Raw genomic sequence first — 15157 nt, 5'->3', positions numbered from 1 at the left:
GGCTCCTCTTCAAATAATGTGCATTTTTTCAAGGATGCCGTTAACCGCAGTCACCGAGGGCGAGGTATCAGGTATGCCGGCAAGGGGGATGCCTCTGAAATCGTAATCCCTGATAAACTCGTCTTCACCGATTGCGCCCAGTATGCTGAGGCTGGTCCTGGTGCCGATATCCATGACTTCCGTTTCGCTTCTCACCCTGTTTAGGATGAGGCCGATATCGCTGAAATCAACCGCGTTTCTGTCTTTGGCAACCGAAGCAACGGTATTGGCCACATTGATGCCTTTTGCCGAAGTATCAGAAACAAGTACCAGATGATCGACAGTCTTCATTACCCGGCGGTTGATCTGTTCTATCCCGGCCTCGCCGTCGATGAGGACAATATCGAAATTTCCTGCAAGGTCACGGATGATGTCTTTCAGAAGGGAATTCACGCGGCAGAAACACCCTTCATCCTCGGGTCTTCCTATGGCAAGCAGGGCGTAACCGTCCTGCTCCTTGAGGGCACCGAACACCTCGTAATCGAGATTTCTTATAGTCTCGCGGTCCTTACCGCCGTTTTTAAGGTTCGAGATGAGATCATTGCGGATATCATTCACCGTCCTCATTACACTTACGCCAAGTGCTGTGGCCAGACCCACTGCCGGGTCGGCGTCGATTGCGAGTATCTTTGCGTGATGCTTTTTCGCCAGAAGCTTCACCATAATGGCCGATACCGAAGTCTTGCCCACGCCGCCCTTGCCGCAAAGCGCTATTATTCCGGTTTCAGCCACGGGCCGCCTCCACTGATTTTTTCATCAGGCTCTCGCGCATGCTCTTGAGCTGGGTCGCATCATCGCAGACAGTCCTGTAATCGCAGCTGTCGCATTCGAAATCCATCTCAACGGCCATCTTGTTCATTGCGGCAATGATCATTTCCGCAGGCGTCGTTATTTCCCTGAGCCTGAGTATATCTTCGGTGCTGGAAGTAAGGTAGATGACCTCTACCGATTTGACAAATGGTTGCGCTCGAAAGAGCCGCATCAGGGCCGAACCCAGTATAAGTGCAGAGAAGCCTTTTTGCAGCGCATCCCTGCTGATGCGGCACCATTCGCGCATGAACTGTGAAGCTGCACGCAGCATGAAGCCCTTGAGGTCAAGATCATAACGCAGAAAATCCATATCCTTGTGCCTCTCATAGGCGTTATCCTCGTTGAAGCCTTCGACTCCTGCTATGACTACCTTGCCGAAGGGCAGGCTTTCATCTTTGCATTCAGGAAAATCACGCCCGATAACGGTTATCCTGCCGTCTTCAACCAGGCTTTTGTCCTGTGTCCACAAAAGGCAGCTCACGGAATCCATTTCAGGACTGCCAAGTTCGAGCCCGGTGTCGTCTTTGAGGACAATGTTGCGGCTTCCGCCGGAAGGCCAAAGGCATGAGGAGTCCTCTTTCCAGGATTTTATGGCAGATGACTGCGCCACAAATGACCTTACAGCTGCGATGGTATCCGTAAAGAGTTCCATCTCAGACACTATCCGGCCCCGTTCACTTTCGTACGTGCCAGAACAGCCGCTCCGAGGGCGCCGATAATCTGCGGGTCGGCTTCAACGGGGGTGATATCCACCCCGAGCGCCTCCTGCAGGGCAAGAAACATGCCCCGGTTTTTAGCCACACCACCGGTCATGGTGAGTCGTTTATCGAGTTCCACTCCATGGGCAAGCGACGCCACCCTGTGGGCCAGTGCCTTGTGCAGGCCGCTCACTATGTCGGCCAGGTCCTTGCCGGCATTTACAAGTGATATGATCTCTGTTTCGGCAAAGACCACGCACTGATTTGATATGGCGACAGGGTTCCTTCCCTGCGCGGATATCATACCCATGTCTTCGAGCCTTATCCCCATTGCAGCCGCCATCACCTCCAGGAACCTGCCAGTACCCGATGCGCAGCGGTCATTATATGCGAAACGGACCACCTTTCCGGTATCGTCCAGCCTGATTGCCTTGGCATCCTGACCGCCTATGTCAATCACCATGCGCACGTCAGGCATGAGCCACTGCGCCCCTTTTCCGTGACACGTGATTTCGGACTCGACGCTGTCGGCAAAGGGAATGGAGTTTCTTCCATAGCCGGTGCCGATGCAGTATCCGATATCGTTTAAAGAAATACCCGCCTTGATGAGGGCATTCTCCATGACTGTCCGGGCCGAGTCACCCGGGTCAGGCTTGGAAAATATCACCTCGGTGGCGAGTATTTCATCATCCTTCATGATGACCGCTTTCGCGCTTAATGAGCCGACATCACAGCCTGCAGCAAACATTATCCGCCTCCCATTTTTTCTCTGGCAAAGATGGCCGCGCCCAGGGCGCCTATGACCTGGGGATCGACCCTGAGCCTGCGTATCGGGACATTAAGCTGCTTTTCCATTGCCTCTATAACGCCCGTGTTTTTGGCCACACCGCCAGTCATGCAGACATCCTTTTCGAGGCCTGCCGATTTTGCCAGGATCGCGATCCTCGCCGCCATGGCGTCATTGATGCCTGCCGCCAGATCAGCCTTCGGGGTTTTATTGTTGAGGTGCATGATCACCTCGGCCTGCGCCCAGACCGTACATGTGGCTGCAAGGGTTACGGGGTTACGGGCCTGCACTGAAATATCCCCCAGCTCCTTGAGATCGAGTCCGAGAATACCAGCCATTACCTCGAGGAAGCGCCCGGTTCCTGATGCACATTTGTCATTGGTAAAAAATCTGACGATATTGCCTTTCTCATCGAGACGGGTTGCCTTGCAGTCCTGGCCGCCCACGTCAATGACGGTGCGCACCGAAGGCAGCAGCCAATGCGCGCCCCTGGCATGGCAGGCTATCTCCGAGACCGACTTGTGCACGAAAGGAATGCGTTCCCGTCCGTAACCGGTGCCCACGCAGAACCCGATATCCTTCATTTGAAGTCCGGCCGTGGAAAGGGCCTTTTCCATCACCTCTTCTGCGGATTTTGCAGGGTCGAAGGTTGAAGGGATAAGGGCATGGCTTATGATTCGCGTGTTGTTGAGTATGACCGCCTTGGTGGTGAGCGAACCTACATCGCAGCCTGCAGCTATCATGACCTTATGCCTCTGACATGCATGAACTCGCTGATCTTGTCTATGCAGTGCTCCCAGGAAGCAACCCTGTCGTCGAATGCATCTGCGAAGAGAAGCATCGTGGGAATGCCCTCGCGTTCGCAGTCGCGCTGGAGCAGTTTATTGACTCCCCAGCTGTTCCGGCATCCCATGCTTCCGATATAGACCATAAAATCCGGGTCCATGATTTTAGCCATGCAGAGAAGATCATCGCGCCACATTCCAGGTGCGTCATACGGCCCCCTCAACTGTTTGATCATGGGCATGCGCGAATTGATGTCAGCAAGCGAGTCTATCATGGTATCAAGGCTCGAGGTGTCTATGACGCCGTAGCTTTCTTCAGCACGGCCCTCTGCATAGTTTACCCCCTTGTTCCAGAAACTGAATATGAGGGATGGCATGAGGCTTATATCCTCGGAGTCCAGCCATTCCCAGAATCTCGCATCTGTAGTGTAATGATCGATATAACACATGAGAAGCCGGGCCCGCTCTTTCTTCGATGCCGTTCCTGCATGACCCCGGGCGGCATTCTCCTTCACGACCCCGAGCATGGATTCGAGCACGGCTGTGTACGATTTTCGGCCGGACATCGTAAGTCTTCCGGCGTACATCATGAGTATGAATATAGGCGGCAGTGGGCATGGCTTAAGCCTGATGAGATCATAGAGCTCATCGGTGATCTCATCCTGATGCCGCTGTTCTTCCAGAATATCCTTGAGCTTTTCCACATTCAGACGCGAACCTGACTGTTCTTCGATAAATGAAATGAGCGCCTTGAAGTCACGGTGGTGGTATTCATTGATCCGGTCTCCCGTGAGCTTTGCCGGGAAGTTGCACTGGAAGAAGGGCAGGTCGAGGTACGATGATAGGAACTGCACGGCGTTTGCATTCGTATCGCATATGCCGGGTGCGGTGCATATGACGAAATCGGGCTTTTCAGTAAGACCAGCCAGAACCGCACCGATTGATCCGCGTTGGGCAGAGCAGGAAGTTTCAGTAAACCCCACCTCGCAGCAGTAGTCCATGTACTCAGAAGTCCCTTTACGAAAACCGAGCGTCCCGAACACCGTCAGTGGTTCGGCCCATACAGGAACCACATTGTCGAACGAGAAGAAGAGATGCTTGGCCGTAACAAATGTACCGAGGCACAATTTTTTCCCCTCTTTATGCGCCGTCATAATGTCGTTCGTATATTCGCTGATCATCTTGAGGAACAGCTTACCCGGTTCGCCGTGCCTGAGAAAATTGTTGATGACAGGCGAGAAGTTCGGCATGACCTTTACAAGTCCGCCAAATTCCTTGATGGTCCCGTCAAGGGCCTTGCTCCCGGCATTGAAGATGCTCCAGAGCATCCAGTCATAGTTATATTCGCGCGTTTCCTTTTTCATATGCCCATACCTTTCAAACCGAGGTCATGCTGAGGACGGCCCCTGATTTTATTCTATCGATGTAGAGCCTTGCGCGCTCTCTCAGGATATCCAAGTCGGTACGGCGTGCGATATATTCGAGAGACTTAAGCGCATCCGCCTGAAACAGAGTGAGCGCATCGATCGCACGCTGGCGTTCCGCAACCATCCTGGCGTCATCCATGGCGATGCCGCAAAGGACTTCCATTGCAATTTCTTCCCTGTCGTTCTGACACATTCCTGGTCCTCCTTAAGAAATTCTTTCCATGAACGCATCCACGCGCATTCTTATCCGGCCGGTTTCGACCAGCGGACCGTATTCCCTTTCTAGCCTCATGCAGGGTATGCCTTCGGCCTCGAAGTCCCTTTCAAGGACGCCGTTTTCCGAACCGTGCAGGTCGCAGAACCTTATATTCTGAAGAATGAGACCGTCGACATCAGCCTTTTTTACGATGTCCCTGATGTAGGATCTCCTGTCTTTATAATTGCCCAGCATTCGCGGGCATATGCTGTTGCTGAGATAATGGGAGGCAAGGGCGTGAACAGGCTCGTCTGTTTCGTCAACAAGGCTTGCATGAAGTCTCGAGCCGAAGCATACGGTATCCGCCACCACCACCGCGCCCGCCTCTTCGATTACCCTGATGAAGTCCAGATCGTCGCTTGCGCTTCCGATGAGCATGATGCGTTTTTTCCCTTCCGTGAGATGAGGCGCCTTTTCTAGCGCAGCCAGTATTCTTTTCAGGATGCGGTTGAAGTCCTCTCTGGGGATTGCATGGCCGGCAATAAGTATCGAGAGCGCATCTTCTCCGGTGATTGGCGTATTGCAGCCGTATCTCAGCTCATCGAGATTTTTTAGGAGCTTTCTTCCGGTGTTATAGAGTCTGATCGATTTCCTGAGGTCAGACTCTTCGATTTTTTTCCCGAAATGATTCTCGATAGTTGCAATCATGTCCTGAAGCTCTTCAGTGAAGAAGTCGATGCTGTAGTCAACTGCCTTGTGCGGCACCGAGAAGAACTCATAATATCCGGGAAGTATGCCGGGATAGTCATCGCCGGCCTTTCTCCAGCATTCTTCGAGCCTGCGCATGGAGTCGCAGCCGTTGGAGATTATGGCGCCGTCAAGGAATTTGTAGGCATTTATGCCGGCGAGCTGCAGCATGCACTTGGGAAAGCTGCAGTTGACAGGTCCGAAATATGAGTCGCCGATAGAAAGCGACGTGGTTCCTATGCCCCTGATCCGGTACGGAAGCAGGCCTGCCGCGTGCATTATCTCTTCAGGTATGAAGGTGCATGTGTAGCCCATGACCGACCTGCCTTTATTTTTCCATTTGACGAGAAATTCATTCTCGAGGGATGTCGCGGCTGATTTAAGTTTGTCGATCATTCATCACCTCCGGCGGCAAGGGCAATCGCCTCCCTGAGTTCTCTGATCGCCCCGGTCTGTTCTGAACTCTGATATCCGCCATCAGGTCTGATAAGCTCACTCAGTCCGCGGATAATCTCCGGCATGATTGCAGGAGCAAGCGGTTTGACGGCCTGTACCAGACCGGGAATGAGCCACTTGAGAGTTTTCTCTGTTTCTCCGGGGTCTATTGAATCCACAATTCCGCAGGCAAGAGAATTGACGATATCAGGCTTTACAGAATGGACTCTGTTGAAGACCCTGCACAGGCCGTTTACGAGTTCTGCGATTTCGTATGAGTCGAGATCGGATATGCTCTCAGAGATGGCGGTATTGAAATCTCTTTGATCTATATCCTCATAAATGCGCAATCTGCGGGATTTGGCCCTGACACGGGAATTCTGCACCGACCCCATTGAAGCCAGAGATGACAGAATGATCCCGGGATTGTCATTCTTTGCATCGGATACTGCATTTGCAATGCTCAGGAGGTCTTCCGAGAAGATTATGTGCAGCTTTTTCATGAGTTCATGGTCGAGTCCGGAAAAGCAGTTTTTAAGAAGGTCTGTCAGATAGTGCTGCAACAGGGGCTTGCCGCCTTTGCCCAGGAGAAGGCTCCCTGTATGCAGCCTTCTGATGACCTCTCCTGCGGTATTTACGAGTTTTGCAGTCTGTGAACCGTCAAGCCCCCGGATAACCGAAAGCAGCATGTCTGCCAGAAGGTCCGGTCCGATGGTTTGCTCGATAGGAAGGAGCAGTTCACGGAAAGCCTTTAACGTAGTGTTCATTAACGCAATAACAGTCGCTATAAGAGATCCGACCTTGGCGGGATATTTCCATATCTCATCATTGAAGGACCGAATGGCTTTAAGGATGCACGGGTCAGATTTCTCGGCCATCTCCATGATCTCTCCGAAGTCTAGGTTTTCGATAAAGGCCTTTATAGCTGCGCCATCATTGGAATTTTCAACGGTCTGACCTTTCGGATGAGTATTGTTGAACATTATTGCAAAGAGGGTGATGAGTCTGGCGGCATCCGCCGGTATGGATGCTTTATGAGCGGATATTACATGCTTATTGTTTTTCTGGATCTTTGCGATCAGGTATGTAAGAGGTGATGTCACCTTCTTTTTTATTGCACTCGCACCTGACCAGCTATTGATGATATTTCCGGCCACAGCGGCGAAAATGCGAGCCGTGCATCCCGCATGCAGAATTCCGGCGCCGATGCGGCCTGTAATCTCATTGATCTGGTCTTGATAATTGCTTCTGTTCATTGCAGGAAGACCCCCTTTAATTTTATTCTTCAATAAATTTACTTGCCCGTACGCTTGAAACGCTTTGAAGCACGGCGCTTGATGAGCTTCAGTGTCCAGCCGGCAAGACCGGGCCCCGTGTCGAGGAAGGCTTCAGTGATATTGAGAGTGGCCTCGTTCAGAGCCTGCTTGTCAAGACTGCCGGCCAATGAATTGACAAAGCTGCCAATCAATGCCGGGTCTTCTTTGCAGAGCTTGTTTATTCCGGATGCAGTTGAATTTATGCCTGTGGCGATTATCCCCGGCAACTTATCGATTATGAAATTTTTGAGTTCGGGCGATGCTTCTATTATGCTGCCCGAAAGTTCTGCCAATGCATGTGTGCTGTCTTTGATGATGGCTGTATCGATGTCTTGAATGATGCTCATGGCAAATCCTTTTGACATTTCAGGCGAGACCTTTGCCTTAAGCTCATGAGCAAGTGTGCCCATGGCTGCTGCTGCGGCATTGATACAGGAGGGCAGGGCGCCCATTACACCGAAAACGACCTCGATGTCCTGCCATAGGATCGTTCTGACAAGGGAGCGGGCCTCTTCTGGCGTGATTTCCTTAAGCCTTCTCCTGATCATGCCCTTGATAAACGGACTCTTGATAAGTTCTTTGATTATTCCGCTCATGTTCTCTCTCCATCTCGTGCGTCCTGCCAGGCCTTTTTAAAAATGGGCCCCAGGGCGTCAATATAGGGGCGGGCATTCCTGAGTGCCCGCCCGAGGGATTCGGTGTCGGTATCTTTAATGAGCGAATCTGCAAAGCCTTTAAGGAGTTCCATGGGATATTTTTCATTTATCTCGATAAGGAGTTCATCAATAGCCCGGATAAAGGTATTGGCTATGGCCGGCAGGCCTCCCATCAGACCCAGGCTGAATTCCAGATCCTGCCATAAAAAGGTTCTCACCAGTTCGCGCCCTGCATCCGGGTCGATGCTTTTGAGCGCATCCCTTACATCATCCTTGAATCCAGGCTTCTTCAATAACTCTGATAATATACTGCCTGCCGCAAACCGGCTTTTTTCTTCTGACATGATTACCTCCACATGCCGCATTTAATCACAGGGTTTCGCAGTTGAAATAATAGCGGGCCGCTTCCATCTGGCAGAGTTGTTTGCCGCCCATCCAGAGCTGGATGATCTTGACATCGCGCCAGTGCTTCTCAATATCCCAGTCCCTATCGGCACCGTAGACGCCCAGCACATCCATTGCGCGGCCGAAGTTTTCGACCGTCCTGTCAGAGACGAAGTCCTTTATGTTGCGTACTTTTGCAATTACCTCCTCGTCGTGTATCGGCCTGCCATAGGCCTTGTTTCTGCGGTCTCCGATGCAGGCGGTTTCATACCCCAGGATGCGGCATATATCTATGTCGCCGGCAATGCGGCCTATGACCCCGGCGATGGCGTCATTCTCTTTCAGGGGGCGGTTATTGTAAGTGCGGGTCGAGACAAATTCATAGAGCCTTTCGTACAGGTTGAGCATGGCCCCGGTCATGAATCCGATGCTGGCTATCTGTCCCCAGGGGATGATTTCGGCAAAGGTCTGGGCGTCAAGGCCCGGGCCGTGTGCACGGTACCATGACGGGACGCGGACATTGTCGAACCAGATGTCGCTGTTCTTGTCCGCAGCCATGCCGGCCTTTTCATAGGGGTTTCCCTCGCTCACTCCGGGGAGGTCGGTCGGTACGAATATGATCGCAAAGTCGTTTTTGTCGCTGGAGCCGGGTTTTGTAGTGCATGGAACCCCGAAGAGCTTTGAGACGCCCCCGGAGTTTGTGGGCCAGAGCTTGTGGCCGTTTATCACCCATTCGTCGCCTTCAAGACGTGCGGTGGTGCGAAGCGTCCTGCCGCCAAGCAGGCCCATGTTTTCTATGTCTGCGCCACCCTGCGGTTCGGTCATTGTGAGAGCGGAGAAGACGGCCTTTTTCGCATTGCAGAATATGGGTGCAAGTTCACGGGCCAGACGCATGTTGACATGAGGCTCGACAAGAATGGTTGTAAGGGGCCAGAGGGTCACAAGGAAGGCTACTGCAATGGCAGTGTCGGCACGCCCGATCTCTTCGCTCAATGCATAACAGATGCGGAAGACATAATCCGAGTGTCCTATCCCCCAGCCGCCAAGCTCTTCGGGAAACAGCGCCTTCTGCATGCCCAGACCCGCCATGAGCTTGTCGAATGCAGGTTCGATGATAGTATGTTCCTTCCAGTCTTCGTCATATCTGCGGCGGTTGGGCATGACCTCTTTTTCAGCCCAGTTTCGCACGATACGGCGAAGGTGCTTCTCCATCGGCGATACATGTTCCAGTGAAACCGAAAATTCATCAAAGTGCCGCATAATCAGACCTCCTTCAAGTCAAAGAAGAAACGGGCGATATCCATCTTGACCGGCACATCCGATCCGGTGCCGCACAGATATGACTGGATGGTCTTTATGTCACGCCAGTGTTTTTCAACATGCCATTCTTTGGAATACCCGGCGGAACCCATGAGTTCCATACCCCTGTTTATAGCGTTCATGCAGGACTGCTGTATGCGTGAGCCAAGCATTTGTGCAAAGGTATATACATCAGGTCCGCCGATGTCTTCCGAGCTGGCCATGATATGGGCCAGGCTGTATGCATTGAGACGGACACAGGCTATTTCATCCGCGACGGCCGCAAGGACTGACGCGCACAACGGATTATCCTTCATGATCGAACTTCCCTTTATCGTCCTGTTTTCGGACCAGTCCGAGAGGATTTCAAAGAAGTTCATAGTAGCCCCCAGGCTTGTGCCCCCAAGGAGGAGGTTAAGCCAACAGTAAAGTTCGTTTATTGCGCTATTACGCATGACAACCAAGCTCCCGGGTATCCTGACATCTTTGAAGGTTACGTCGGTATTTTTAAATCCGTTGAGACCGGTGGTCTTTATCGGATGATCTTTTATTACACCCTTCAAATCGGCAGGAATGAATGCCAGGCATGTTTTGCCGCCTGTATCCGCTGCCACAATCCCGAAGAGATCGGCATCATAGCCTGGCCCGACAGGACGGAGTGCTGAACCGTTAAGAATGAATCCGTCTCCCGAAGGTCTCAGTGAAGCCCCGATTGACCGGCCGTGAAAAAGAGGTGTATCCGTTCCTGCTGATCCGGCCGATGGAAGTATGAGGGCAATGTTCTTGAGTGTATCCCCGCAGTAGAGCGGTGCCAGTTTGTCGCACAGGTCCTTGTCGATATTGGGTTTCATGGATATTACGGCGAATATCGCATATTTAACTGCGGCGGTGAATCCGATTGCCGCATCAGCACGGCCTATCTCGGTGAATACAGTAAGAATGCCGGGAGCGCTTGCAGGGCTGTTCCAGCCGTATCCCCCGTTTTCCTCAGGAAGCACCAGGCGTTCAAAGCCTATATCGTCCATGAGTTTTTTGCGCATGAGTGTGAAAAGGGTATCATAGTCCTTCTGATAATCGAGCCGCCTGGAAATAATCTCTTTGTCCGCCCATTGCCGGGCGGTAGCGGCAAAACGCCTGGCCTCGACGTCCACCCATTGCTGAGGGAAGAGAAAGAGCCCGTCAAGATTTTTTTTCATGCAACCTCCCTGATATTTTTAAAATACCATTTTTATATTTTCGTCTTCATTTCACGCTGGAAGGGGAACTCTTTTCGGTATCAACTACCGCGGCATGCGGACCGGACTTTCGGAGAAGGTCTCTGCCCGCACTGGTCATGTAGGTGTCGAACATGGACATGTTCATGCGGATTATTGCATCTATGGCCTTTTCCCGCGTAAACTGTTTTTCCACGATATAGCTGTGTATGACCTGCATGGCCATACCGACTACCGCATGACCGAATATCATGGGATCGATTCCCGATATGATGCCCAGGTCAAGCCAGTTCTGCACATCCTCGGCAAGGTCATGCGCCCAGCTGTTGAAGGAAAACCATGAACTGGCGTCAAAATCTTCATCTACACCATAGCTTCCCCTGAGAAGCATGAGAATGAGTTCAGGATTGGAATCCACGTAATCGAATAGAGCCGTATATGTTTCCTTGAGTTTCAGTTCCCGTTCGGAGCGTTCCCATATGTTTACAGGACGCCTGAGGTCTATAAGATAGTCTCGCAAATTTCTGAAACTGCCGCCGGTTATCTTTTTGAAAAGATCGCGCTTGTCCTTGAAGTATAAATAGAAGGTGCCCGCCGAAATGCCCACGGCCTTTACTATGTCCATGACCTGGGTGTTGTGAAATCCCTGTTTGCTGAAAAGCTCAGATGCCGACCGTTCGATCTTATCGAGTGTCTCCTGCCTTCTTGCATCCGAGATCTTGGGCACGGAATCTCCTTTAACGCTGAAATTCAATTATTTTGAAGATAATGACTCTGTCTCAGATGCGGCTCATGAAAGACTGCAATATAAAATAATGAAACTTCATTATTGTATATTATTATGTCTGGCATACTGTATGTCAAGAACGAAAATAAGTCTGAATAGTATTGATTTGAATAATATCCATTTTTTTATGATAAAAATAAATTTTAAATATTTAATTTATTTAGGCTATCTGCCGAAAGACTTTGAAAATAAAATAAATTGTTGACTTCGATTGAGCGATTGATTAATTATATTGAGCAATCGCTCAATAATATATTTAGGGCTGTTGTATGGAGAAATTGATTACAACCAAACAGAAACTTATTAATGTTACCGAGCAACTCCTTGAATCAAACGGAGTGGCCAGGCTTACAACGCGCATGATAGCGCGTGAGGCCGGTGTTGCAGAAGGACTGATTTACCATTATTTCAAAGACAAGGCGGAACTTATTCATGAGGTTATCGAGCAGCATATTAATGATATTCGGGATGCCGTCGAAAAGCTGCCGGCAAGTATCGGGTTGAATACGGTTGCCGAAAATCTCGAAAACATGATGATTATTACATACAAAGTCCAGTACAGCATTGCGCCCCTGGCGAGTTCGGCCTTTGCAGACAATGGCATTCGTGAACGCATGCGTGAAATAATAAAACTCAAGGATATAGGACCGAAAAAAGAAATTGAGGGCATTGCCATATATCTATCGGCTGAACAGCGTCTGGGCCGTGTTAACAGGGATATCAACCCTGATATGGCCGCCAGGATATTGGTTGCATACAGCTTGCGTTCCGGCATGAATGACTGGTTTCTCGGGCTCGACCCTGACAGGCATGAGGCTGAGATGGAACTGAAAGGGGTAATACAAACACTTATGAGAGGACTTGAACCAAAAGATGAAAATTCACATAAAGAATAAAGCGAGAATGAAATAATGAAAAAAATTCTGGGTTGTTTGATGTTTCTTCTTCTTGTTTCTGCTTCAGGCTGTGCAGTGGGACCGGATTTCAAATCACCCGGCACAGAACTGCCGCCGGCTTATTCCGATTTGAAAGTGCCTGAGAAAACCGAGAGTGCCCCGGTAACCGGGGGACAGGTTCAGAATTTCAGGTTTGCTCAGGACCTGCCCGCACAGTGGTGGACACTGTTTCACTCGGATGAGCTGAACGGCCTTATCGAAAGGGCCGTCAGGGACAACCCCACACTGGCTGCAGCCGAATATGCATTGAAAGGTGCACAGGAGGACCTGAAAGCGATAAAGGGGGGGCTCCTGTATCCGGGTATAGACGGAACGCTCGGCATAAACCGCCAGCAGACTTCGGGAAATACCGGGATGGGACAGGCAAGCCTGTATACGCTCTACAATGCATCTGTCGGTGTTACATATACGCTGGACCTGTTCGGCGCAAACCGCCGGCAGATAGAAGCCTATCAGGCAAAAGTCGACTATCAGCGTTATCAGTATGAGGCAGCCTATCTCACGCTTACCTCGAACATAGTAACCACAGCCATTCGCGAGGCCATGCTGAGGGCTCAGATAGAATCTACAAAAGAGATGATTGCCGCAGAACAGAAGCAGCTTGATGTGGTAAACAGCCAGTTTATTTTAGGCGCAGGACTAAAGGCTTCCGTTTTGTTGCAGCAGAGCGAACTGTCGGCAACAAAGGCTAGCCTCCCGGAGCTTGAGAAGGAACTCAGCGTAACAAGACATGCCCTGTCGGTGTTGACCGGACAGTTTCCGACAGACAACAAGCTCCCGTCATTCACTCTGGAGTCGCTGACGTTGCCCGTGGATCTGCCCGTTTCGATCCCTTCATCTCTCGTAAGGCAGCGGCCTGACATCCAGGCTTCCGAAGCATTGCTCCATCAGGCATGCGCAGGTGTGGGTGTTGCTACCGCCAACCTCTATCCGCAGATTACAATCGGGGCGGGATACGGCACTCAGGCAATAGGGACAGATCTTCTGTTCGCAGGACAGAGCACGGTCTGGAATCTGGGCGCAAACCTGCTTCAGCCACTCTTTCATGCAGGACAGCTTACTGCCCAAAGAAGAAGCGCGATTGCAGCCTATGATCAGGCGTCATCACTTTACAAACAGACAGTGTTGAATGCTTTTTCAAACGTGGCGGATACATTGAGGGCTCTGGAAACGGATGCAAGGGTGCTTAAAAATTACCAGGAATCCGAACTTGCAGCCAGACAGAACCTTGACCTGACAATAAAGCAGTTCGAGCTCGGTGCCGTGAACTACATAAGCCTTCTTATATCTCAAATCGGGTACAACAAGGCACAGATGAGCATGATCGAAGCGCAGGCCAGAAGGTATGCTGATACAGCCGCGCTTTTCCAGTCTCTTGGAGGCGGCTGGTGGAATCGCGAAAACTCCGGGCCTGACAGCACCGGAGTAAATAATCATGACAATTCAAAGGCAAAGGAAGAAGTTAAATACAAGGAGAAACAGAAATGAAAAAACGCATGATCATTATGATAATATGTCTTGCCGTCCTTTTCGGCGGGATATTCGGCTATCAGGCATTCAAGTCCAGAATGATCAAAAAATACATGGCCGGCCAGGGGCAGCAGAAGCAGACCGTGTCAACCTATAAGGCGGATTTCATGGAATGGCAGCCCCATTTCATTGCAGTCGGAACGCTTACTGCAGTGCTCGGGGCCGATATCGCCCCTGAAGTTAACGGCATTGTAAAAGAGATATATTTCAAATCGGGACGGGACGTGAAAAAAGGAGAACTGCTTGTCGAATTGAATGCGGATGCGGATATTGCAAGACTTGAATCTTTAAAGGCCATGGAAGACCTTGCAAGAAAGACACTTACACGGGACAGGGAGCAGTTCAAGGTCCAGGCCGTGAGTCAGGCTACTATCGATGCGGATACGGCCAGCCTGAAAAGCGCGCAGTCTCAGGTCGCAGAGCAGAAGGCCATGGTTGAAAAGAAATTTCTGAGGGCACCTTTCGACGGCAGGCTTGGCATCAGGGCAATCAATCTTGGTCAATATATAAGTCCCGGGCAGAAGGTTGTAACGCTCCAGGCCCTTGACCCTATATTCATAGACTTTTTTCTTCCTCAGAAAAGCATAAGCAAACTCAAGGTCGGACAGAAAATAAGCGTGAAGGTGGACGCATTCCCTGAAGAAACATTTGCAGGTGAGGTCTCATCAATAAACCCGAAGGTGGATGAAAGTACAAGGAATGTTCCGGTAAGGGCGAGAATCAGAAATCCGGAGAAGAAGCTTCTGCCCGGAATGTTCGCTACTGCAAGCGTGGAGATCGGAACGAAACAGAATCTGATCACGATTCCACAGACCGCGATAACATATAACCCCTATGGAGATTATGTTTATATAGTCATTCAGGGCAAGGATGCTAATGGCAACCCGCAGCTGATGGTAAAACAAAGCTTTATAGATGCAGGCGATAAGAGAGGCGATCAGGTGGCGATACTTGATGGTGTAAAAAAAGGAGATACGGTGGTTACATCTGGGCAGAACAAGCTGAAAAACAACACTCCGGTGGAGATCAACAACGCCGTAACGATTTCGAACCAGGCATCTCCGGAGCCGGTTGACGAATAACGGGCAGAC

16 protein-coding genes are annotated in these 15157 nt (G+C 50.8%); 3 read left to right on the top strand and 13 right to left on the bottom strand.

The features are described 5' to 3' along the window. Nucleotides 1-9 precede the first annotated feature (9 nt). From VIS94_00305 to VIS94_00245, 13 genes are read right to left on the bottom strand one after another with little or no spacing between them, the layout of a single operon-like run. On the bottom strand, nucleotides 10-771 hold the full coding sequence (locus tag VIS94_00305; GenBank protein HEY9159514.1) for an AAA family ATPase: 762 nt from the start codon (nucleotides 769-771) through the stop codon (nucleotides 10-12). Continuing rightward, nucleotides 764-1501 (bottom strand): hypothetical protein, encoded by a 738-nt coding sequence (locus tag VIS94_00300; GenBank protein ID HEY9159513.1) that lies wholly within the window; start codon nucleotides 1499-1501, stop codon nucleotides 764-766. The genes VIS94_00305 and VIS94_00300 overlap by 8 nt, the downstream gene beginning before the upstream one ends. A gap of 8 nt (nucleotides 1502-1509) precedes the next feature. Continuing rightward, nucleotides 1510-2295, bottom strand: coding sequence for an acyl-CoA dehydratase activase (locus VIS94_00295; GenBank protein HEY9159512.1), 786 nt, complete (start codon nucleotides 2293-2295; stop codon nucleotides 1510-1512). Further along, nucleotides 2295-3077 carry an acyl-CoA dehydratase activase gene (locus tag VIS94_00290; protein ID HEY9159511.1) on the bottom strand — a complete coding sequence of 261 codons (783 nt, stop codon included), beginning with the start codon at nucleotides 3075-3077 and terminating at the stop codon, nucleotides 2295-2297. The genes VIS94_00295 and VIS94_00290 overlap by 1 nt, the downstream gene beginning before the upstream one ends. After that, the gene (locus tag VIS94_00285) at nucleotides 3074-4483 is read right to left on the bottom strand and encodes a 2-hydroxyacyl-CoA dehydratase family protein (protein ID HEY9159510.1); all 1410 of its coding nucleotides are present in this window, start codon (nucleotides 4481-4483) and stop codon (nucleotides 3074-3076) included. Before VIS94_00285 ends, VIS94_00290 begins: the two co-directional genes overlap by 4 nt. Nucleotides 4484-4496: 13 nt before the next feature. After that, nucleotides 4497-4739: a hypothetical protein gene (locus VIS94_00280; GenBank protein HEY9159509.1), complete on the bottom strand. Its 243-nt coding sequence runs from the start codon at nucleotides 4737-4739 to the stop codon at nucleotides 4497-4499. A gap of 12 nt (nucleotides 4740-4751) precedes the next feature. Then, the gene (locus VIS94_00275) at nucleotides 4752-5885 is read right to left on the bottom strand and encodes a 2-hydroxyacyl-CoA dehydratase family protein (protein HEY9159508.1); all 1134 of its coding nucleotides are present in this window, start codon (nucleotides 5883-5885) and stop codon (nucleotides 4752-4754) included. Further along, on the bottom strand, nucleotides 5882-7180 hold the full coding sequence (locus VIS94_00270) for a hypothetical protein (GenBank protein HEY9159507.1): 1299 nt from the start codon (nucleotides 7178-7180) through the stop codon (nucleotides 5882-5884). Before VIS94_00270 ends, VIS94_00275 begins: the two co-directional genes overlap by 4 nt. A 38-nt stretch (nucleotides 7181-7218) precedes the next feature. Beyond that, nucleotides 7219-7836, bottom strand: a complete 618-nt coding sequence (locus VIS94_00265) for a hypothetical protein (protein HEY9159506.1) — start codon at nucleotides 7834-7836, stop codon at nucleotides 7219-7221. Further along, complete coding sequence (locus VIS94_00260) at nucleotides 7833-8240, bottom strand: hypothetical protein (protein HEY9159505.1); 408 nt, start codon at nucleotides 8238-8240, stop codon at nucleotides 7833-7835. Before VIS94_00260 ends, VIS94_00265 begins: the two co-directional genes overlap by 4 nt. Before the next feature lie 25 nt (nucleotides 8241-8265). Beyond that, the gene (locus VIS94_00255) at nucleotides 8266-9540 is read right to left on the bottom strand and encodes an acyl-CoA dehydrogenase family protein (protein ID HEY9159504.1); all 1275 of its coding nucleotides are present in this window, start codon (nucleotides 9538-9540) and stop codon (nucleotides 8266-8268) included. A 2-nt stretch (nucleotides 9541-9542) separates the two neighbouring features. Continuing rightward, entirely contained in the window at nucleotides 9543-10775 is a 1233-nt protein-coding gene (locus VIS94_00250) for an acyl-CoA dehydrogenase family protein (protein ID HEY9159503.1), read from the bottom strand. Nucleotides 10776-10821: 46 nt separating this feature from the next. Continuing rightward, the gene (locus VIS94_00245) at nucleotides 10822-11520 is read right to left on the bottom strand and encodes a TetR/AcrR family transcriptional regulator (protein HEY9159502.1); all 699 of its coding nucleotides are present in this window, start codon (nucleotides 11518-11520) and stop codon (nucleotides 10822-10824) included. A 329-nt stretch (nucleotides 11521-11849) separates the two neighbouring features. Between VIS94_00245 and VIS94_00240 the strand changes: the two genes are divergently transcribed. Genes VIS94_00240 through VIS94_00230 form a run of 3 tightly spaced genes read left to right on the top strand, consistent with a single transcriptional unit; the run spans nucleotide 11850 to nucleotide 15148 of the window. Next, complete coding sequence (locus VIS94_00240; protein ID HEY9159501.1) at nucleotides 11850-12476, top strand: TetR/AcrR family transcriptional regulator; 627 nt, start codon at nucleotides 11850-11852, stop codon at nucleotides 12474-12476. Nucleotides 12477-12491: 15 nt separating this feature from the next. Continuing rightward, on the top strand, nucleotides 12492-14024 hold the full coding sequence (locus tag VIS94_00235; GenBank protein ID HEY9159500.1) for an efflux transporter outer membrane subunit: 1533 nt from the start codon (nucleotides 12492-12494) through the stop codon (nucleotides 14022-14024). Then, on the top strand, nucleotides 14021-15148 hold the full coding sequence (locus tag VIS94_00230) for an efflux RND transporter periplasmic adaptor subunit (protein ID HEY9159499.1): 1128 nt from the start codon (nucleotides 14021-14023) through the stop codon (nucleotides 15146-15148). The genes VIS94_00235 and VIS94_00230 overlap by 4 nt, the downstream gene beginning before the upstream one ends. Nucleotides 15149-15157 lie beyond the last annotated feature (9 nt).

The sequence above is a fragment of the Desulfomonilia bacterium genome, from assembly GCA_036567785.1.
GTDB lineage: Bacteria > Desulfobacterota > Desulfomonilia > UBA1062 > UBA1062 > DATCTV01.
This window is presented reverse-complemented; position numbering and strand designations above follow the sequence as displayed.